The following is a 20,574-nucleotide window of genomic DNA, read 5'->3' as shown; positions in this document are numbered from 1 at the left end:
CCCGGAGCTATTTTTTTTGCGCAAAATCACTTGGCACAAAGCTAGTCAGCTTGCCCCACTGAAATAATCGAGTTTCAAATAAGTCTGGCCCATTGAGACGACCGGGGAATGAAGCGCAGCCTGCTGTTCGCCGTGACCGGTGTTGCAACGGTGGCGCGGCAAAGGCATCCCTTGTCCAATTATTCTGCGGCGATTGTTACGCTTCCAGAACGAGCTTTGACGAGCAGGGCGGCTTCTGCGATTGCCTGATTTACCCGCGCGTCTATAAAGGGAGAAAGCTGCCCTTCTATGTAATCCCGGCCAGAGGTGTAGATTGCGGTCGGTGTGACGAAGGCTTCGAAAAACGCAAATAGTGGTCTGAGCTGATGCTCCACCACAAGCGAATGCCGGTCTCCGCCGCCGGTTGCCGTCAGGATGATCGGTTTACCTCTGAGGTCGGCGGGGTCGAGAAGATCGATGACATGTTTAAAGAGGCCCGTATAGCTTCCCTTGTAGGTCGGTGAGCCGATCACCAGAGCTTCGGCCTCAATGATCGTCTGAACAACCCGCCGCGCGTTCACGTCCAGATCGGCTACGGATCGTGCAGAACTCAGCGATGCCCCTATGTCCTCAATGTCGAAAACCTGGTGCCGCAGGCCCAGTTGTCCGGCCAGCGCTTCGCTGACGCTTTCGACAAAGCGTTTCGTGCTTGATGGGCGCGATGTGTTGCCGGAGAAACCGACGATCAGATTGTTGCTCATTGAACGTTCTTTCGAGTGATATTGGGGAAACGCGGCGCCAACGCACCTCAAGCCGTCTTCAGGATTGACAGGCTGGCCGGATGCGCCGATCGCTCGTTCTCGCCCGTTTTCCAGCGCTCGAATGCGGCACGTCCGAGAATGGCGACGGAGGTGTCCTCCTGGGGCGCATGGACGAGAACCGACTGGATATCCCGGAAATGCCGCTCAAGGCCGAGATCGGCGTTGAGGCCGGGATTGCCGATGCCGCGAACGGCGATCTGGACGGCTTCCCGGATTTGCCTGCCAGCGAGAAGCCGGGCCCTTATCAGGTGTTCGGCATCGCCGATATGGTTTGCGAGCGCGCCAAAGATGATCTGCCGGGCGCCGGAAACCAGAAGGTCGATCTCACCCGAAAGCGTGACAAAACGTTCTGTCCGCGCAATGGGATGGCCCAGATTGGCAGGCACACGTTCATGCGCGAAACGAATGAACGCTTCCTGAGCGGCTTCGGCCGCGCCCAGATAAATTGCAGTCAGCGCAAGGGTCATCGCCGCGTGGCCGCGATTGTCCTGCTGGGCAACGGAGGGGTCAACGAGTTCGAGCACGTTTTCTGCCGGGATTTCAACCTCGGTATATTCGACGTCGTGCGAACCGGTCGCCCGCATTCCGAGGCTCTTCCAGTTCTCTATGATCTCGATGCCGGGCAGGCCGTTGGGCACGACGAAGGTGCCGACCCGAGCCTGAGCCTCGTCGGTGTGCGCCCAGACGAGGAAGTGCGTGAGGCCGTGCGCGCCCGTTACGAAGCGCTTGCGGCCCGTGATCGACCAGCCATTCGCTGTCCGGTGCGCACGTGTGGCCGGCAATCCGCCGCGGGCCGGCGAGCCCAGTTCGGGCTCCACACGGGCGGCGTTCAGCAGCAATGGCTGGTGTTTGGCCCTGGAAAGAAGATCCCTGTAAAGCCCGTCGGGCCAATGGTCCTTTGTCGCCTGTCCCAGATGGGTGAAAATCGTCATCGCGCTGATGAGCGCCACAGAGGGATCGCCGCGTCCCAGCGACGCCAGAATATGGGCCGCGGTGCTCAAGGTTCCCCCCGGGCCGCCGTAACGCGTGGCCACGGTGCTCTCGAGAAGTCCAGCCTGGTGAACGGCGCGAATACCGGTCCAGGGAAACTGACCGGTCTGATCCGCATCCGGTGCGGCTTCGGAAAGGACGCGCACGGCGGCGTCAAGTGCGATGGGATCATGGGACATGCGGATAGTGGCTTTCTGAAGGTCGGCGGGCGGGATCATCCGTTACGGGCGTGGATGATCCCGGTCTTGAAAGAAGAGGTGGGTCTGTCCGATGGCGTAGCCGGACTGCCGTGATCAGGCGGCTGCCTTCTTCTTTGCCTCTTCGCGTTCGCGAATACCCTCGCGAACGAGGGGCAGGATATATCGTCCGTAGTCGACGGCATCGTTATAATTGTCGTAGCCACGGATCGAAATCAGATCGGCGCCGAGATCGATATAGTCGAGAATGGAATCGGCGATTGTACGCGGTGACCCGACCAGAGCGGTTGTTGCGCCGCTTGCATTGGTGGCGGTGACGGTCGGATACCAGAGGGCGCGGTCATGGACATCGCCGCGTTTGGCGATATCGAGCAGGCGCTGGGAGCCGATATTGGCGGGGGGCGTTGCGTTGACCGGCGCGCGAGAAAGACCCTTCTGGCGGTTCTCGTTCAGACGGTCGAGAACCCTGTGCGCCTTATCCCAGGCCAGTTCGTCCGTTTCAGCCACAATTGGCCGGAAGGTAACCCAGATGCGCGGACGATCGGTCCGGCCTGCCTTTGCGGCCTCGGCATAGATACGGTCGATCTGCTGTTTGGTTTCAGCCAGCGGTTCGCCCCAGAGGCCGAAAATGTCGCACAGTGAGCCGCCGATACGATAGGCGGCATCCGAGGAGCCGCCGAGCGAAATCGGGATCAGGCCGTTGGTGGGACGCACGGCGCTGCGAAACTGCTTGAACTGGTAATATTTGCCGTCGAAATCGAAGGGTTCGGTCGACGTCCAGGCAAGGCGGAGAATGCGGATATATTCTTCCTGACGTTCGTAACGCTCTTCCTTGTTGAGGAAATCCCCCTCGCGCGCCTGCTCCTCGTCGCTGCCGCCCGCGATGAAGTGGACGACCACGCGACCGCCGCTCAACTGGTCGAGCGTGGCGAGCGATTTGGCCGCAACCGTTGGATAAACGGTGTTGGGCCGGAGCGCGACGATGATCTTGATGTGCTTCGTATGCGCAAGCACCGTCGCGCCCAAAGTGAAGGGATCGAATGAGGAGGAGGAATAGGGAATGAGCGTGTAGTTGAACCCGTAATCGTCCAGCGCACGCGCATAACGTTCGAGGAAGAGTGGATCGACCGGAGCATCCGGGATGGGGTTCAGATCATTGGACGCGTTGGGAAAGCTGACGCTGATGAATTCCGCAGCCATGGGAGCTCCTTGGTGTTTCTGGGTGTCGGGTAAAAGCTAAAGCCGGCATGGCATATGAGGAAGACAGGTCTTTCTATTTCTATGGAAAATGTAGAAAATATTGCCTGACTATGCTGGTGGTCTAGAAGCCTGCATTGCCGCTTGTTCCGGCTCGTCGTGATGCGGAGTAGGTCTCCACCCCAGAGAGGGGGCAACCGTCGTCGCAAGATCGGTGAGCAATCTTATGTTTTCGGACAGTCCGAAAGCGGGAGGCAGAAACAGGACGAGTTCATCTGCGGCCGCCAGTCCCGGGTCGCTCAAAACCGCCTCTATGACCGCATCCGGCGTCCCTTGAAAGACAGGAGAAATCAGCGCGCCAACCGGCTGGCTGGCGGGAGCCAGCGCACCCTTCGGGCGCGAGGCGGCAATTCCCGCCGTGCGGCGCTCAAGATCGTAGGCCGCGTATTTCTCCCGCAGCTCCGGGGTGGTGCCGACCAGAACGGAAGCTGCAACCGCGACCGGCGGCGGCGTCGTTTTCCAGATGCGCAGCCAGTGGGTGCGATAGGCTTCGATGATCCGCGCCTGATATTGGCCGAAAGTCTCGCCTTCGGCCTGATCGTGAAGGACGGTTCCTGAAATCAGGCCGATCCCGAGTTCGGCAGCCTGGATCGCTGAATCGAGGCTGGCGGAGCCTTGGCGGATACGGCTGCGCAGGGTGGGGCTATGTGGGGTCACCCGTAACTCGGCTCCCGCAGGCGCGCCTGTGTCCTGCCCCGTAACGATGTGCAGAACATCGCCGGCAATGGCGGCGAGGAAACGCGATTGGCGTCGCTTTGCCTCTGTCCGGGCATCGGTATCGACGGTTCCGAAAACGGCATCGAAGGCACCGTTGGCTCCGGTCGAAATGGCAAGTTCAAGCCGGCCGTCGATCAAAAGGTCGGTCGTTCCCGCCGCCTCAGCCAGGAGGATTGGTTCCTGATAACGCATCGGAATGACGGCGGAGCCAAGGGTGATGTGCCGCGTATGCTGGCCGACTGCGGCAAAGAAGGGTAACGGCGAAGAAAGATAGTGATCGAAATGACGCTGATAGGCCCAGCCTGACTGATAACCCAGCCTTTCCGCCTGCCTGAACAATTCTATGCCCTGTCGCAGCCCCTGTGCCGGACCGTCATCGTCGTTGAACGACACCCGCGTATTGAAGCCAAGCCGCTGCTTCGGCCGAAACAACGCGGGAAGGTCGCGGGAAGCTGCTGCAATATTCATGCGAGTTGCTCCTTGCGCAGAGCGTGCCGGACCGCGGGAACGCGAACCGTCCCGGCAATGCCCGACGGGATGGAGTTCAGCAGCGACGCGGTATATTCGTGTCGCGGATTGCCGAAAATCTCGGTGACGGTTCCATGCTCGACAATGCGTCCCCGCTGCATCACCGAAACGCTATGCGCAAGTTGCCGGACGAGAGCCAGGTCATGCGAAACGAAAACATAGGTCAGGCCGAGCTTCGCCTGCAGCGACAGCAGAACCTCGACGATATCCGCCTGAACGCTGACATCGAGAGCGGAGGTGGGTTCGTCAAGCACGATCACATCCGGTTTGAGGACCAGCGAACGGGCGATTGCCACACGCTGACGCTGCCCGCCGGAGAGGGCCGACGGTTTGCGCTCCAAGAGGTGCTCGCTCAAGCCGACATTCGCGAGCGCTTCCCGTACCCGCTCGGAGCGCTCTTTCGGCGTCCCGATCTCGAACCGGTCGAGCGGTTCGCGCACAAGCTGCCCCACCTTCCACGTCGGGTCGAGTGATGTAAACGGGTTCTGGTAAACCAGTTGAAGATGCCGCCATACCGACCGCAGAGAAGCGCGGCTTTTGCTTGTGACGGTCTCGTCGGCAACCGTGATCGTACCGCTTTCCGGCTCTTCGAGCCCCAGCAGCAGACGGATTGTCGTGGTCTTGCCCGAACCGGATTCGCCGACAAGGGCATGGGTCGTGCCTGCCGGAACCGTAAAGGAAATATCGTCCACCGCCGTCAGGGTTTTGCCATCGACGGTGAAGCGCTTGGTGACGCCGCTGACGGCGATCTTTGGCGATTTGTCGCTTTCGAGAAGGCTGAACCCCGGATCGCGGAATTTGGCATAACGCTCCGGGTTGAGCGCGGGCACGTCGCCATGGAGCTTTTTGGCATAGGGTGAAGAGGGGGAGGAAAAAACGGCCGACGTCCTGCCTGCTTCCTGCACGATGCCATTCTTCAGAACGACGAGATTGTCAGCCCTCTCTGCCGCTATTGCGAGATCGTGGGTAATGAGAAGCAGGCTGATGTTCAGCTCGTCGCGAAGGCGGGAGAGGAGATCGAGGATGCGCTTCTGGATCGTGACGTCGAGTGCCGAAGTCGGCTCGTCCGCCACCAGCAGTGCAGGGCGCGGCAATATTGCGAGCGCGATCAGCACGCGCTGCAGCATCCCGCCAGAGAGCTGGTGTGGATAGGAATCGTAGACCCGTTGCGGATTGTCGAGACCCACCTTGGCGAATGTGTCGAGGATAAGTGTCTTGCGGACGGCAGGATTGGCCTCTTCAGTCAGTGCTGCGGCCTCCAGTGCCTGCGAACCGATTGTTCTCACGGGATTGAGAGAGTTGCCCGGATCCTGCGGCACGAAGCCGATTTCACGGCCGCGAAACGGCCTGAAGCGGCGTTCCGGCAATGCGAGAATGTTCTGCCTGTCGAAAACGACCTGGCCCGTGGCGTTTGCACCGTTGGGAAGAAGCCTCAGCACGGCTTTCGCGATTGTCGATTTTCCAGAACCGGATTCTCCGATGAGGGCAAGGCTTTCGCCGCGCCCGATTTCGAAGCCGACATTATGGACGACCTCCTGCCGCCCGTAGGCAACGGCAAGATTTTCGACCGCGAGGAGGGGCGTCGCGTGTTGTGGAGACGCTGCCACGATCTCGGGAAGGATTGGCGCTGTTTTCAATGCGATTTGCGAAGCCATCGGCTGATCCTGTTGACAGAGAGGACGGTCACGATCGTAACGAACGCGGGCGCATAAACGAGCCAGGGCCATTTGAGGTAGTCCTTGCCGATTGAAATCAGCAGGCCCCAGTCGGAAGAAGGCGGAGGGTCGCCGTAGCCGAGGAAGGCGAGGCTGGCGATCACCAGGATGGACTCGCCGAATTGAAGCACGGCCAGTGGCCGCATCGAGCGGGATGCGTTTGGAAGGACGTGTCTCAGAACGATGTAACGGCGCGAGCCCCCCAGCAGAAAGGACGCCTCCACGAAGGTCGCCTGACGGGTCTTGATGACCTCGGAGCGCGCCACGCGGGCGAAGAAGGCGATGGCCGATATGCCTGTCGCAATCGCCGCATTGATCGTTTCGAAGCCGATGGCCGTGACGATGATGACCGCGAGCAGGAACTTCGGGATGGAGAGCAGCACGTCGACAAAACGCGCAAAGACGATATCCACCCAGCCGCCGAAAAATCCGGCGAGCAAACCGATCACGCCACCGATGAAGACGCCGATCACGACCGCGACCAGGGCGCTCGATACGGATGAGGCTGTGCCATAAACCACCCGTGTATAGAGATCGCGCCCGAGATGATCGGTGCCGAACCAGTGCGTAAAGCTCGGCGCAAGAAGCTTGTCGGCCGGAACGCCGTTGATCGGGCTCTGGCTGGTGAACAGTTGCGGCGCAATCGACCAGGCGACGACGATGGCGATGACGAGGAGGGAAAGGGCAACCGTTGCGGTGATGTTGAGAGCTTTCAGCTTCTCGAACGGATTGCTACCGGAGATCGGGCTGGAGATAAGGCTCATGGTTTGGCCCCCGTTTCAAGGCCTAGCGGCGCGTCGTCGATGGTTGCCAGGCGGCGTTTTCGGCCAACGATAATTTTTACCCGCGGATCGAGCAGCGGATAGAGAAGGTCGGCGATGAGGTTGACGACGACGAACACCACGGCTCCCAGCGAGACGATGGCCTGCAGGACGGGTAAGTCCTGCGTGCTGACGGAGCGCTGTACGAGACTGCCGATACCGGTACGGCCGAACACCGTTTCCGTGATCAGCGAATTGCCCAGAAGTTCGCCCACGGTCAGGGCGATGACGGTCACCACCGGTAGCGAGGCAGGTTTGAGCAGATGTGTCGTGAAAAGTCGCTTCGGCCCGATGCCGCGGCTGCGGGCAACCGCCGCGTAATCCTGCTCCGCTTCATGATCGAGATTGGCGATCAGGACTTCCGCGATCTGTGCGGAAAACGGTATGCCGATGGTGATCGCCGCAAACAGCGTCGCCCAGAAGCTGTCGGGTTCGATGACCCGGAACAGCCTGAGCTGAAAACCGAAAAGGTGGATCAGAAACAGGCCGATGACGAAATTGGGTGTCGACAGGAACAGCGAGGGGAAGGCCCGCAGCAATCCCTGCCCATATCGTTTCGGCACGACCTGCGTACCATAGGCAACGGCGAAGGCGAGGATCAAGGCGACCGTCAGCCCGGCGGAGGCCAAAACCAGCGTCGATGGCAGCACCTCGGCGATCAGGGTCGCGACGGGTCGATTGGAGCGCATGGAAATGCCGAGATCGCCCGTCAGGAATGCCGACAGGGAGTGCCAGAGCTGCACGATAATCGGCCTGTCCAGCCCCTGTGCAGCAATGATTTCGGCGATCTCCTGCTCGGTGAAACCGTTCTGCGGGTTGCGCAGAACGCTGGTGATCGGGTCGCCGGGCAAAACGCTGACGACCACGAAGGTGAAGACATAGGCCAGAAGGATGACGACGATCGCCTGGCCGAGCCGCTTTGCGGCGTAGGTTAGGTAGGCATTGCTCATGCCGTCACCTCCTTGACGTTACTCGGTGGGTGCTGGCCTCATTCGGCAATGAACGCTGTGTAATAGCTGGCGTAAGCGACACCGTTATAGACTTCGCCCTTCAGCTTCGGCGACTGCACGTAAATGCGCTGAACGATTTGCGTGCGCGGTATGAAGTAGCCCTGTTCCAGCAGGTATTTCTGCAGGCTGTCCAGAAGAGGCTTTCGGTCTTCGACGGAACCCGCGCCAGCGATCTTGTCGCGCAGATCGTTGAGCGTCGCATCGCGCTCATCCAGCGCAAACCAGTTCTCGCCATTATTGGCATTGGTCAGGATGCTGGCGACCGTGCCGGCGTCGATGAAGCTGCGGGTGACTTCATATGTGGGAACGGCGGCGCCACCGAATTTGACTTTTTCGCCGAAAGTGACGACGTCATAAGCCCTGATATTGACCTTCCATCCTAGTTTGCCAAGCTGCTGGGCAATAAGCTCATCGACGGATTTCGAGGTGGCGAGATAGGGGTTGGAGTGGATCGTCAACTCCAGCGGCTTGCCATCCTTCACCCGAACGCCGTCCGCGCCCTTGACCCATCCGGCTTCGTCCAGAAGCTTCTCCGCCTTGTCAGGGCTATAGGCGAGAAGATCGCTGTGATCCGTAGCGCCCGGCACGTTGCTCTGGATGAACGAGGTCGCAAGCTTCCAGTCCTGCGTATAGACGGTGTCGATGATTTCCTGGCGGTTGATGCCTGCCTGGAGTGCCTGACGCACCTTCACATCATCATAGGGTTGAAGTTTGGTGTTGACCGCCCAGCCGTTGACGAAGCCGAGATAACGCGGGGTCGCGACGGTGAAGCCTTCCTCCTTGAGCGATTTCAGCTCCTGGGGCGAGGCATTGTAAGCGACATCAGCCTGACCGGACTGAACGGAAGCGACGCGGAGGGATGGCTCCGACACCAGCTTGTAGGTGATGGTATCGAGATAGGCGGGGCCGGTGTGGCCGACTGCGGCGGGACCCCAATTATAATCCTTGCGCTTGACCAGAGTGACATGGTCGCCCTCTTTCCAGGACTCCACCACATAAGGTCCGCTGCCGGCGGTCTTGCTGAGGTCAGCCTGCTGGCCGGCGGGCTGGGCGATGCTCTTGGGAGAGATCAGGATGGAGCCGTGATAGCCAAGGGTTGGAATGAAACCGAGCGTGGGCTTCTTGAAGAATACCTTGACCGTCGTGGCATCGACCGCTTCGGCGTGATCGTAGGTCTTGGGGAAGAGGCCGATCGGGTTGATCCCCTCGCTCTTGCGCCCGGCGTACCAGATGTCGAGATTGGCAACGACGGCCTTGGCATCAAGCGGTTCGCCATCGGAGAAAGTCACGCCGCTTTTGAGGTGAAGCGTGAACTCCGTTGCAGTGTCGTTCTGCTCCCAACGTTCCGCAATCCATGGGCTGACCTTGCCTTCGGCATCGACGTAAAGCAGCTTGTCCGTCACATGACCCCATATGTGGCCCTGGAAACTTGAGATGGCACTGTTGTTGGGAATCCAGGTGTCGCCCAGCGAATCGATCAGAAATGTGATGTCACCGCCATCGCGCGGCGTGTCCGCAGCAATTGCCGTCAGAGGTGCTGCTGTCGATAAAAACAGCGAGGCCGAAACCGCAAGCGAGGCCGTGAAAAGCAGCCGGCGACGCGACAGGGAGAATGAGAAAGAACGTCTTGTCATGGTATGATCCTGAAAAATTCAAAGTTTTTTCGTTGCAATTTCGGCATCTCCTGCGGACACACATGCGGCCCCGTCATTGGCATGAGGCATGTCGAACCGTTGCCGCGTCGGCTTTTCAGCCGAGCGGGAGAATGCTTGAGTTTATTGGGTGGTTGGGGTTGGGCGTCGCGAGGGTTAGCGAGCGGCTCCTGGGAGTTCGCTTGGCTGAAGAGCGCGCCCGCTTCTACATATTCCAGTCATGACGCGGTCCCTCGTTGCGGTGTTTATCTTGCCCATAAACTAGCAGCCGGGTGTGAGGGAGAAAGACTGGTTATTCTTTTTCTATCGATTTAGTGAATTATTTTATCGCCATTTTGCCGACTGTTTGGATTGGTGTTTCAGACGCCTTTAAATAGCCGTCTCGCGCCGTTGACTGCAGATGGCCCGGTGCCGAAGATACTGTGTCACGCGGTGCAAATGCCATGGCTTCAAAAATCCTGACCGGCGATAAGTCACCGGTGAAAAGCTCAATCTCCACCTTGGCGATCTGGCCGGTCGAACCCTGTGACAGTTTCGAAGTACCGATGTCGCGGGTCAGGATATTGGGATTGCCATGGATGCAGATGGCATTGTCCGCCGCAGAATCCTGTGGTTCGAACCATGCGCCGGTGGCAAGCTGCATCACGCCCGGCATGACGTCTTCACTGATGATGGCGCCGGCGAGGCAGCTGCCGCGCGTATTAAAAAGCCTGACGACGTCGCCGTCAGATATTCCACGGGCCGCAGCGTCGGCCGGATGGATACGGACAGGCTCCCGGTCCCTGATCTTGGTCGAACGGCTGAAATGGCCATAGTCCAGCTGGCTGTGCAGACGTTGATATGGCTGATTGCAGACGAGATAAAGGGGATGGAGGCGCGCGTCATCCGGTGTCTCCATTCTTGGCGGATACCAGCGTGGATGACCTTTGCAGTCATCATAACCGAAGCCCTCGACAGTCTCTGAAAAGATTTCGATCTTTCCTGATGGCGTCGCCAGCGGCTTCGTCCCGGGGTCCCGAAGGAAAGCGCGCGCCGGGCCACCGTCGTCGGGCTTGACGGGAAGAAATAGCTCCCCCCGTTCCCAGAAGCTTTCAAAGTCCGGCGCATCGTGGCCGCCCGCCGCAAGCGCCTGACGGGTCGTTTCGTACAGGAAGGCGAGCCATTCGCCGCTGCTGCGGTTTTCGGTAAAGGCCTCGAACCGGCCAAGTTCGCGCGCAATCCCGGCGAATATCTCATAATCGTCGCGTGCCTCGCCGACGGGGGCGATCAGCCGCTTCATGGCGATCATCAAGGGATCGCGATCGGCGGCGCCGATGTCGTCACGCTCAAGCGTGGTCGTGGCGGGCAGCACGATATCGGCATGTCGCGCGGTCGAGGTCCAGGCCGATTCGTGGACGATGACCGTTTCGGGACGCCGGAAAGCGGCCCGCAACCGGTTGATATCCTGATGATGATGGAATGGATTGCCGCCTGCCCAATAGACGAGCCGGATGTCGGGATAGCGAAGCGTGTGGCCGTTGTAATGAAACTCATCGCCGGGATTGAGCAACATATCGGCGATGCGCGCACAGGGAATATAGTCCGGCACGGGGTTTTTGAACTGCTGCAGCGTTGGCAAGGGAACGGTGAGAAGGTTCTTGCCGATATTGCCCAGCGCGCCGAGGGAGTAGGAAAATCCGCCGCCATCCAGTCCGATCTGGCCGAGCATGGCGGCAAGGACAATGCCCATCCACACCGGCTGTTCGCCATAATCGGCCCGCTGCAGCGAATGGCTGACCGTGATCAGGGTTCTCGAACTGGCCATCCTGCGCGCCAGCTTGCGGATCGTCTCCGGGGCGATGTTGCAGATCGTGGCCGCCCATTCCGGGCTTTTGTGCTGTCCATCCTCCCTGCCAAGAAGATAGTTTTCGAACCGGTCATATCCAACCGTATAACGCTGCAGAAACGTCCGGTCGTGTAGCCCTTCCGTGACGAGGACGTGCGCAAGCCCGAGCATCATCGCCACGTCCGTGCCGGGAGTGATGGAAAGCCACTCGGCATTCACATCACTGGGAAAATCGTCTGCAAGCGGGCTGATAAATGTGAAATGCGCGCCGCGAGCGCTCGCGCCGGCCAGTTTCTGCCGGACGGTGTGCGTGCTGATCCCTCCACCATGGACATCGGCGTTCTTGATCGCCATCCCGCCGAAGGCAAGCACCAGCTCGCTGCTGCGTTCGATCGCATCCCAGGTCACGCTCTTGCGGTCGAAGCTGTCATACGGTCCAAGCACATGGGGGATTATCACCATGGCCGCACCGGAACTGTAAGTATTGACGGACCGGACATATCCGCCAAGGATATTCAAAAAGCGGTGAATCTGGCTCTGTGCGTGATGAAACCGGCCGGCACTCGACCAGCCGTATGAGCCGCCGAACACGGCGCTCGGGCCATGATTGCCATAGACTCGTCCAAGTTCATCCGCGACCAGCTTCGTCGCTTCGGCCCAGCTGATCTCGACGTACTCATCAGCGCCGCGTCGCTGCGCGTGGTCGGTCTCGCGGTCAAGCCAGCCCCGCCGGACGGCGGGCCGTCTGACGCGAACGGGGCTGTCGGCAATTGCCGGAAGATTGCCCAGCAGCGGTGATGGATGCGGGTCACCGGGATGGGGCGCTATCTCCAGTCGCCCATTTGCAAGCCGCCCGGAGAACGCCCCCCAGTGGGAGCTGTGCGTTTTGAAGGAATTCATCGCATGGCCTCACGATCATCGACTGCAAAGTGGCAATTCTACTTCGGCAGGATTTTCCCCGGATTCATGATGCCGGCGGGATCGACCGCATGTTTGATGAGCGCCATCAGATCGACCGCGTCGCCATGTTCCTCGCGCAGATAAGCGATCTTTCCGGTGCCGACACCATGTTCGCCGGTCGAGGTGCCGCCGACAGAGAGGGCGTATCGCACCATCTTCTTGTTGATGGCCGCCACTTCGCCGAGTTCTTCCGCATTGTCGGGATCGACCGCGAAGACGACATGATAATTGCCGTCGCCGACATGGCCGAGGATAGCCGCTGGTACGCTGCAATCTTTCAGAAGTTCGCGTGTCTTCAATATGCAGTTGCTGAGCTGCGAGACCGGAACACAGACATCCGATGACCAGCCTTTGGCGTTTGATCTCTGCGATACGACGGCATAAAACGCGTTATGCCTCGCTTTCCAGAGGCGATTGCGCTCTTCAGGCGCATTGGCCCACTCGAAATCCTTGCCGCCATGGTCTTCCACGATGGCGGACACCATGTCGACCTGTTCCTGAACGCCGGCGGGCGAGCCATGAAACTCGAAAGCCAACGTATCCTCGATCTTCAGATCCAGCCTGGAATAGGCGTTGACGGCCGTGATCAGGCCACGGTCCATCAGCTCCATGCGAGCGACCGGGATGCCCAGCTGCACGACCTGAATGGCAGCCGCCACCGCCTGTTCGACGGTCTCGAAAGAGCAGAGCGCCGCCGAGATGGTTTCCGGAATTCCGTAGAGACGAAGCGTTATTTCGGTGATGATCCCCAGTGTTCCTTCCGAGCCCACGAACAGCCGCGTCAGGTCATATCCGGCGGAAGATTTTCTGGCGCGGCCGCCGGTCCTGATGATCTGGCCGGTCGGCAGTACCACGGTCAGCCCGAGCACGTTTTCCCGCATCGTTCCATAGCGGACGGCATTGGTGCCGGAAGCGCGGGTTGCGGCCATGCCGCCAATCGAGGCATTTGCGCCGGGATCGATGGGAAAGAACAATCCCATGTCGCGCAGATATGTGTTCAGCTGCTCCCGCGTTACGCCGGCCTCAACCGTGCAATCCAGATCGTCACTGCTGATACGGACGATCGTCGACATGCGAGACAGGTCGATCGAGACCCCGCCATTGACAGCCGTCAAATGCCCCTCAAGCGATGTGCCGGTGCCGAAAGCGATGACGGGCACGCCTTCCGCCGCACATAGTCGCACGATCTCGGACACTTCGGACGTCGTTTCGGCGAAAGCGACCGCGTCGGGAAACACGGCAGCATGATGCGCTTCGCCGCGCCCATGCTGCTCGCGCAGTGTCAGTGACGTTGAAAGACGCTCCCTGAGGAGATCCCGCAGGGATTGGAGGAGAGGAGGTGACAGGTCAGGCATAAAAAGATTCCACGGGAACCTGGCAGCAGAATGCTGCCACAGATTTCAAACATTGAAGGTGAAGCACCCCGCCCGGCAAAACGCCGGAACTGTCTCCGCCGTCTGGCGGCGATATCAGGCGGCGAGCTTTTCGCCCCTGAGATGACGCTCGAGGAACGGAAGGCTGTCCTGCCCCCAGTAGAGTTCATCCTGATAGCGATAGGTCGGCACCCCGAACACACCGGCTGTCCTGGCCGCTTCGAAGCTGGCCTTTTGCAACGCCGTTACTGCATCGCTTTGGCCATGCTCATCGAGCGCCACAGCATCAAAGCCGGCGGCTGTCGCAATTGCCCGCCGGACGTCCGCCTTGCCGATGTCTTCACCGCGAACCCAGAAGGCCTCCTGAAGCGCAACCGCCAGCTTGAGCCAGTCCTCACCCGTTTCGATCGCCGCGGCAACCATCAGGCCGGCCGGTGCGGGATCCGAGAGAGCGGCGCGATTATCGAAATTGAGCACTTTTCCGCGCAATGCCGCCCAGCGCTTCAAGTCCCTGATCCAGTAGGCACGTCTGGCCTCCGGCCGGTTTCGTGAATAAATGCCGCCATTTTCCTCGATCAGCGGAATGACATGGGGGCGGATCGTGGCACCCTGTTCTTTCGCCAGCGCAGCAAACGGCTCAAGACCGATGAAGGCCCAGGGAGAGCCGATACTGAAAAAATAATCGATCGTCTTTGTCATTGTCTGCTGCTTTCAGTTGGATTGATTGGTGGAAGTGGCCGTATCGAAGACGGAGAGAGCACAGTCACGCGCAATCAGCACCGCTTTGGGATCCCGTCCGACGGCGACGGTCGCCAGGGCTCCTTCGTAGAGAAGCGAAAGATGGGCGGCGGCAATCTCCACTGTGCTGCCGGCCCTTGCGAGGACAGCGGCAAACACATCCCTGACCTTCGCCTTATGGGCGCGTGCGACGAACACGACGCGCTCGGATTCGCCATGTTCCGCGACCGCAAGAGCGAAGGCGCAGCCGCGAAAATCCGGGCTGTCGGCCTTTTCGTGGAGCTGATCGAAGATCGTCCGGAGATGCTCCTTCGGGGCCATATCCGCATCCAGCACCTTTTGAAGCGAATAGATCACCCGCTCATGACGCGCTTCCAGATAGGCCGCAACGAGATGATCCTTCGACGGGAAATGTCGATAGAGCGTCGCCTTTGCAACATTCGCCTCTTCGATGATCCGATCTATGCCAACGGCCCGGATGCCTTCGCGATAGAACAGCGTGCCGGCGGCGGTGAGAATATGGTCTGATATGGCTTCTCTCATTCTATCTTTTCACACTGTCGTTTCATAAATCGCGCTGCCACGGGTTGCGGTCATGAAGGGGCGGCAGGATTGGCATGTGCCGCCCGGTCCGGGGTAGCGAGGAGAGACGTGATCGCATCCAGTGGCAGCGGCTTTGAAAACCCGCCCTGATGCGCCAGTTTTCCGGCAAGCGTTTGAACGGCTTCGTTATAAGGCGTCGGAACGCCGTGAAGTCGGCCCAGCAAAACGATTTCGCCATTGAGGAAATCCACTTCGCTCGATGCACCGCGTTTGAAGCTTTGCCATGTCGATTGCTGGCCCGGGTGAATGCCGCTGTTTGGCGCAACGTGCCAGTTCGAAATGTCGACGGTTCGCTCTGAGGGCGCGGCAAGCGTATAACCCGCCGCATCCAGCACATGGCGGGCCTCATCCACCAGAGCCGCGCTGATCCTGTCATTCAGATCCGCCGGCCCATCGAAAAGTTCCAGGGCATTGCGAACGTTGTGGAGGAGCTTCGCTGATTTCCACCGGCGGATATCGTCGCTCGCCTCGGCGAGATATCCCGCCCTGTTCAGGTCTGCCGTGATCTGCGTGGTCACGTCATCCTGTCCGCGCGGAAAACGCCCCACTGTCACGATGCCCAATTGCGGCTCGCCACCGACCACTACCTTGCCGGTCTCCGTGAACCGCGCGGGTGTCAGAATGCTTGCACCATACACCCTGGAAAATGTTCTCAGAGCATTTGCTTCGGTAGCCAGTCCATTTTGAAAAGTCACGATAGGAAGGTTTGTCGCAGCCGGCGTCGTCGTGTTCGAGACACTCTGCCAGGACCAGAAGGCAAGTGCGCTGACGGCATCCTGAGCTTTCACCGTGAGCAGGAGGATATCATCCCGCGTCAATTCAGGAAGATCCGCCAGGTCGAAAACCCTGAGATCGATTTGCCGCGTCTCCGAAGGGCGCTGAAAGGTAAGGCCATGTTGCCTGATATGACTGATCTGCGCGCCTCGTCCGAAAAGCGCATAGTCAATGCCGGAAAGTGCGAACTGTGCTGCAAGGCTTGCGCCCACCGCACCGGCGCCGATGATAACGTAACGTGGCATCTGTTGTTTCTCGTCTTTTTTCACGCCGCGGATGTTCCGGAGGGCGTCGGCTAGTTGGCGGTCTGTGCGGGCGGCAATTGAGGACGGTGGTAGACGCGGTTCAAAATTATTCTGAAGCGGATCGTAAAGCCTGCCCGCGGTGCAAAGGAAGACCGGTCATTCTATATCTACTAATTTTATAGAAAATCAGTTCCCGAAATCAGCGATTTCGGGAGAGATCGCGCTGCCACCAGCCGGCATTCGTTGTAGCCGGGGCAGGATAACATCGCCATTCGATGCCGGAAGCCACCCTGAGATTGGCCGGAATGCATCGGGCGGGGGAACAATGGGGCAGGATCAGCTGCGAGGTTACGGCTTTGCCGACGTCACCTCCCTGCCGAGGAGAGCGCCTCCTTTACCGCCAAAGCCGCCATGGCCAGTGCGGCATCGCGGGTTCTCGCCGCCGCGACAAACCGGCCGTTATGGCAGAAGCTCGCGCCTTCGACGCCACACGCCGCCTCCAGATCCTTGTCCGTCAGGCCGGCCCAGGCCGCCGGCAGGTCCGCACGCAGCTCAAAGCCCTCATCCGCGCGGCGGATACCGGTCAGGCACCAGTCGTTGTCGCGCGGGTGAACGACAAAGAGCAGATGGTCGGCGCCCGACTTCACGATGGCGGGCCGAAACGGCATGCCCATCGGCAGTTCCAGAATATGCCCTTCGCCGGCATCGACGATAGCCTGCTTCACCAGCGCTTCGGCCCGCAATTTTGCGGCGCTGTTGGCGATCTTTGCTTCGACGAAGCTGCGGGCAACGGCCAGCGCCGCATGGAAACTGCGATTGTCCGCTTCGGGATCGGTCTCGTCGAAAACAGGTTTCAGCGTTTCCAGCAAGACAGGCAGGGTCAGCCCGGCAAGCGGCCCGGCGATGGACGGGCTGAGCGCACCATTGTCGACCAGGTCGACCGGCAGCACAAAGCTGGTATCGAAAGAAGCATGGACGACTTCGATATGATCTTCCGGTACCCCGAAGGCGACGAGATAGTCACGGCCGAAGTGCTTCCAGATCAGGCCGAACGAACTGTATGGCTGGCCGTCCTCCCGCAACGGCGCGCCGCGCTGGTGGTGGTCAAAGGCGCCTTTTGCCGCATCGTAGACGCCGCCCACATCATAGATGATGCGGTCTTCGCCGGGGGTGATCCATTCGGGCGCCCTGCTGCGGATGAGACGCGCCTGCGGGAAAAGCCGGGTGAGTACGACGCTGGACAGAAGTTCGTCGGCATGGAAGCCACCGGAATGGGTGACGAGGAAGTCCGGGATCATGTCGGGATACGCCTTGTTGCTTGCGGAAGGTCCGGCTGGAAAACTGGGCACCTGATACCTGTTGCCGGACGCCATCTCAACCCGCCATTCGCCAAAGAGATCAAAAGCAATGGCATGCCTTACCCTCGTTTTGCGGCAGCTATTTCAATCCGCTGAGGTATGTTTCTCCCCCGTCAGATTTCGCCGATTGCCTCACGATTCATTTCAACGCATTATTTTCCGGCAGTACCCGCTGCATTGGTTTTCATTTGATTGAACCTATGGAGGAACAAATGGAAGGTGCACCTGTACGTTTTCGCGCTCTCGAGGATTGTGAGGCTTCGGGCATTCCCATTCCTGCCGGTCCCTATGTCGGGACGGAGAAAATCCATGAAGAGGACGACCAGCCGTTCGTAAAAATCTTTCGATACAGTCTCGATGTGTCGGGCGAGGGGCAACGGCTTGACGTTACGCCGCTGGTGGAACTAGGCAAAATCACCGTCGTTCGGCAAAGCTCTCTCTGACGCCATCATTTTTGTTGGTCGGGAGCGCCGCATACTTCGATATGCCGCCAATCAGAAACTCTCCTCGCGGAGGGTTTCTTTTTGTCCACGCTCACCCGGCTTGCGCAAACGGGAATGGTTGAAGTGGTGCCGCAATCTCTGCCAATGCAGCACCCTTTTGAGCGTCGCATGCCAGCTTTACTCAACCTACTCCGGCTGAGTCTTCTCGCCTTGATCGTCTATTGAAGACATTCGTGGAACGTCTGGGACAGCTTTCTCAGATTGCGTGAATGCCGGCCTGAGCAGGCGACCTGTCTGCACGAAGGCGAAGCCGCCCAAGACGTCGCGGTGCAGCAAATTGTCAGCACTTGCATATCCCGGGTAACACTTCATTTAGTGATTTTGTGAAATCTAAAATACGCAGGTTCCAAGGTTTCATCGGCGGAGCCGGTAGAACAAGCGGAGCCACCTCGAGCTGCCTGACGGCGGCTGGAAAAAGGCGCCGCTTGTCGCCCTATGAGGAGGGGCAACAGCTACCCGCGATGTTTCATCATATTTTCCCTGGCCTCCCGCAAGGGTGGCTGGAGAATGCTTGCCTTGGGGCCATTCATGTCTTTCCTGAACAATACCAAGATAAAAACGAAGGTCGTTTTTGTCATCTCGCTGATGAGCCTGATGTCGCTTTCCGGAATAAGCTACGTCAGCCTGCAATATAAAAAAACCGACAACGTCTATAGTGATTTCATCGCCCATGAAGCCCTTGCTGCGGTTCTGAACGCCAGAACCAGCGGGAACCTCAATGCGCTCGGCATGCAGATGCTTCGCGCCAGCCTTAACGACCCGGCCAGTGGCGATTTCGAAGCCGCCGTCAAAACCTTCCGAGCCGACCGGAAGCAACTCGAGGAACGTCAGAACAAGATCATGGAGCTGGTGCCGGCGCGCACGGATGCCGCCCGCGATATCCTCAAGGGTGTTGTCGAAGTCGAAGAGATCGGCAATCAGGTCATCGCCCTCATGCAGGCAGGGCAACGTGCCGAAGCGCAGCAGATGGCGCTGAACGTGCTTCGAAAAATCGCCGAAGTCTCGCCGAAGATCAGCGCCGGCAATGAGCAGCTTATCCAGGTGATGAATGAGGGGAGAGAACGCCTGACAGCCAGCACCAATACGACGATCTGGATGGGCCTGATTACGCTCGCACTCGTTTCTCTGGCTGTGATCGCCCTTGGCCTGTTTATTTCCTCCCGAGGCATCACCACTCCGATTGCGCGGCTTCGCGCGCGCATGGAATCGCTGGCGGCCGGTGATACGGCCACCGAAATTGCCGGAATGGATCGCAGGGATGAGGTTGGCCAGATGGCCGCCACGGTTCAGGCATTTCGTGAAAGCGCAATCGAGCGCCTCCGGCTTGAGAATGAAACGGAGGCCAACCGGTCGACGTCGGAAAAGGACCGGATCGAGCGCGAGAAACAGAAGGCGAGGGAAGCTGCAGACGTACAGTTTGCCGTCGACAATCTTGCCACGGCCCTTTCGAAGATTGCCCAGGGTGACGTTACTTACCGGATCGTTCAGCCATTCGTCTCCAGCCTTGACGGTATCCGTGGTGATTTCAACCGGGCTGCGGAACAGTTGCAGTCGACCTTGAGCCAGGTGGCGCAGAATGCGCGCGGCATCGACGCCGGCGCCAATGAAATCAGATCTGCGGCAGACGATCTGGCGCGGCGCACGGAGCAGCAGGCGGCGGCCGTTGAAGAGACTGCGGCTGCGCTGGAAGAGATCACCACGACGGTAAAAGACGCCACGAAACGGGCGCAGGAAGCGGGTCACCTCGTCGGCCGCGCAAAAGTCGGCGCTGAAAAGTCCGGAGAGGTGGTACAGCAGGCCGTCGCCGCAATGGAACAGATTGCGACATCCGCCAATGAGATTTCCAACATTATCGGCGTGATCGACGAGATCGCGTTCCAGACGAACCTTCTGGCGCTGAATGCAGGCGTGGAAGCAGCCCGTGCGGGTGAGGCGGGCAAGGGTTTTGCCGTCGTCGCGCAGGAGGTTCGCGAACTGGCGCAGCGCTCCGCCGGTGCCGCCAAGGAGATCAAGAACCTGATCACCACATCCAACGGTCAGGTTCAGCAGGGCGTGCAGCTGGTTGGTGAAACCGGCAAGGCGCTGGAGCTTATCGTGACGGAGGTGCAGGAAATCAACCGGCACGTTGCCGCCATCGCGGAATCGGCACAGGAGCAATCCTCCGGTCTCCAGCAGATCAATACGGCTGTGAACCAGATGGACCAGGACACCCAGAAGAACGCGGCGATGGTGGAAGAAAGCACTGCCGCCAGCCACGGGCTCGCCCGCGAGGCATCTTCGCTCAATCGGCTGATCGCGCAGTTCAAACTGTCCGAAGGCGCCTTCAGCGAGGCCGCTGCGCCCGTGCGTTCGGCGTCAGCCGCCGACAGGCCGGCGGTTTCTCCCGCCCGCGCTCTGGGCGGCAGGATCAAGGCCGCGTTCGCCGGCAATGCCGCGTTGAATACCGCGGCGGATAATTGGGAGGAGTTTTGATCCTCGCCCTGCTACGCCTTCCTCGACTGAGGCGCT

Annotated in this window: 16 protein-coding genes; 2 read left to right on the top strand and 14 right to left on the bottom strand. The window is 59.6% G+C overall.

Annotated features, from left to right (window positions below; genetic code table 11):
• Positions 1-179: 179 nt before the first annotated feature.
• The 14 genes from AC5YUO_RS19110 to AC5YUO_RS19045 all read right to left on the bottom strand — a co-directional run bounded on the left by AC5YUO_RS19110 (position 180) and on the right by AC5YUO_RS19045 (position 17,503).
• The gene (locus tag AC5YUO_RS19110) at positions 180-740 is read right to left on the bottom strand and encodes an NAD(P)H-dependent oxidoreductase (RefSeq protein ID WP_496156363.1); all 561 of its coding nucleotides are present in this window, start codon (positions 738-740) and stop codon (positions 180-182) included.
• A 47-nt stretch (positions 741-787) separates the two neighbouring features.
• A complete protein-coding gene (locus AC5YUO_RS19105) occupies positions 788-1,969 on the bottom strand; it encodes an acyl-CoA dehydrogenase family protein (RefSeq protein ID WP_496156362.1) in 1,182 nt (393 codons plus the stop codon).
• Positions 1,970-2,083: 114 nt separating this feature from the next.
• Entirely contained in the window at positions 2,084-3,187 is a 1,104-nt protein-coding gene (locus AC5YUO_RS19100; protein WP_496156361.1) for an LLM class flavin-dependent oxidoreductase, read from the bottom strand.
• A 108-nt stretch (positions 3,188-3,295) separates the two neighbouring features.
• On the bottom strand, positions 3,296-4,429 hold the full coding sequence (locus AC5YUO_RS19095) for an LLM class flavin-dependent oxidoreductase (protein ID WP_496156360.1): 1,134 nt from the start codon (positions 4,427-4,429) through the stop codon (positions 3,296-3,298).
• Positions 4,426-6,144 (bottom strand): dipeptide ABC transporter ATP-binding protein, encoded by a 1,719-nt coding sequence (locus AC5YUO_RS19090; protein ID WP_496156359.1) that lies wholly within the window; start codon positions 6,142-6,144, stop codon positions 4,426-4,428. The genes AC5YUO_RS19095 and AC5YUO_RS19090 overlap by 4 nt, the downstream gene beginning before the upstream one ends.
• On the bottom strand, positions 6,123-6,968 hold the full coding sequence (locus AC5YUO_RS19085; RefSeq protein ID WP_496156358.1) for an ABC transporter permease: 846 nt from the start codon (positions 6,966-6,968) through the stop codon (positions 6,123-6,125). The genes AC5YUO_RS19090 and AC5YUO_RS19085 overlap by 22 nt, the downstream gene beginning before the upstream one ends.
• Positions 6,965-7,975 carry an ABC transporter permease gene (locus AC5YUO_RS19080; RefSeq protein ID WP_496156357.1) on the bottom strand — a complete coding sequence of 337 codons (1,011 nt, stop codon included), beginning with the start codon at positions 7,973-7,975 and terminating at the stop codon, positions 6,965-6,967. Before AC5YUO_RS19080 ends, AC5YUO_RS19085 begins: the two co-directional genes overlap by 4 nt.
• A 38-nt stretch (positions 7,976-8,013) precedes the next feature.
• A complete protein-coding gene (locus AC5YUO_RS19075) occupies positions 8,014-9,669 on the bottom strand; it encodes an ABC transporter substrate-binding protein (RefSeq protein WP_496156356.1) in 1,656 nt (551 codons plus the stop codon).
• 337 nt (positions 9,670-10,006) lie between these two features.
• The gene (locus AC5YUO_RS19070; protein WP_496156355.1) at positions 10,007-12,412 is read right to left on the bottom strand and encodes a molybdopterin-dependent oxidoreductase; all 2,406 of its coding nucleotides are present in this window, start codon (positions 12,410-12,412) and stop codon (positions 10,007-10,009) included.
• Between the two features lie 38 nt (positions 12,413-12,450).
• Positions 12,451-13,827, bottom strand: a complete 1,377-nt coding sequence (locus tag AC5YUO_RS19065) for an FAD-binding oxidoreductase (protein WP_496156354.1) — start codon at positions 13,825-13,827, stop codon at positions 12,451-12,453.
• A 114-nt stretch (positions 13,828-13,941) separates the two neighbouring features.
• Positions 13,942-14,544: a 2-hydroxychromene-2-carboxylate isomerase gene (locus AC5YUO_RS19060; RefSeq protein ID WP_496156353.1), complete on the bottom strand. Its 603-nt coding sequence runs from the start codon at positions 14,542-14,544 to the stop codon at positions 13,942-13,944.
• Between the two features lie 12 nt (positions 14,545-14,556).
• On the bottom strand, positions 14,557-15,126 hold the full coding sequence (locus tag AC5YUO_RS19055) for a TetR/AcrR family transcriptional regulator (protein ID WP_400813529.1): 570 nt from the start codon (positions 15,124-15,126) through the stop codon (positions 14,557-14,559).
• A 50-nt stretch (positions 15,127-15,176) separates the two neighbouring features.
• On the bottom strand, positions 15,177-16,205 hold the full coding sequence (locus AC5YUO_RS19050; RefSeq protein WP_496156352.1) for a ketopantoate reductase family protein: 1,029 nt from the start codon (positions 16,203-16,205) through the stop codon (positions 15,177-15,179).
• A 365-nt stretch (positions 16,206-16,570) separates the two neighbouring features.
• A complete protein-coding gene (locus tag AC5YUO_RS19045; RefSeq protein WP_496156351.1) occupies positions 16,571-17,503 on the bottom strand; it encodes an MYG1 family protein in 933 nt (310 codons plus the stop codon).
• A gap of 20 nt (positions 17,504-17,523) precedes the next feature.
• Here AC5YUO_RS19045 and AC5YUO_RS19040 point away from each other — a divergent pair, with 20 nt between their 5' ends.
• Both AC5YUO_RS19040 and AC5YUO_RS19035 read left to right on the top strand, forming a co-directional pair.
• Positions 17,524-18,006 (top strand): hypothetical protein, encoded by a 483-nt coding sequence (locus AC5YUO_RS19040; RefSeq protein ID WP_400813532.1) that lies wholly within the window; start codon positions 17,524-17,526, stop codon positions 18,004-18,006.
• A gap of 588 nt (positions 18,007-18,594) precedes the next feature.
• Complete coding sequence (locus AC5YUO_RS19035) at positions 18,595-20,538, top strand: methyl-accepting chemotaxis protein (RefSeq protein WP_496156350.1); 1,944 nt, start codon at positions 18,595-18,597, stop codon at positions 20,536-20,538.
• Positions 20,539-20,574: the final 36 nt, after the last annotated feature.

The sequence above is a fragment of the Agrobacterium sp. LEGMi-208b genome (genome assembly GCF_059511785.1).
Note: the sequence above shows the minus strand (reverse complement) of the source record. Positions and strands in the feature narration are given on the sequence as shown.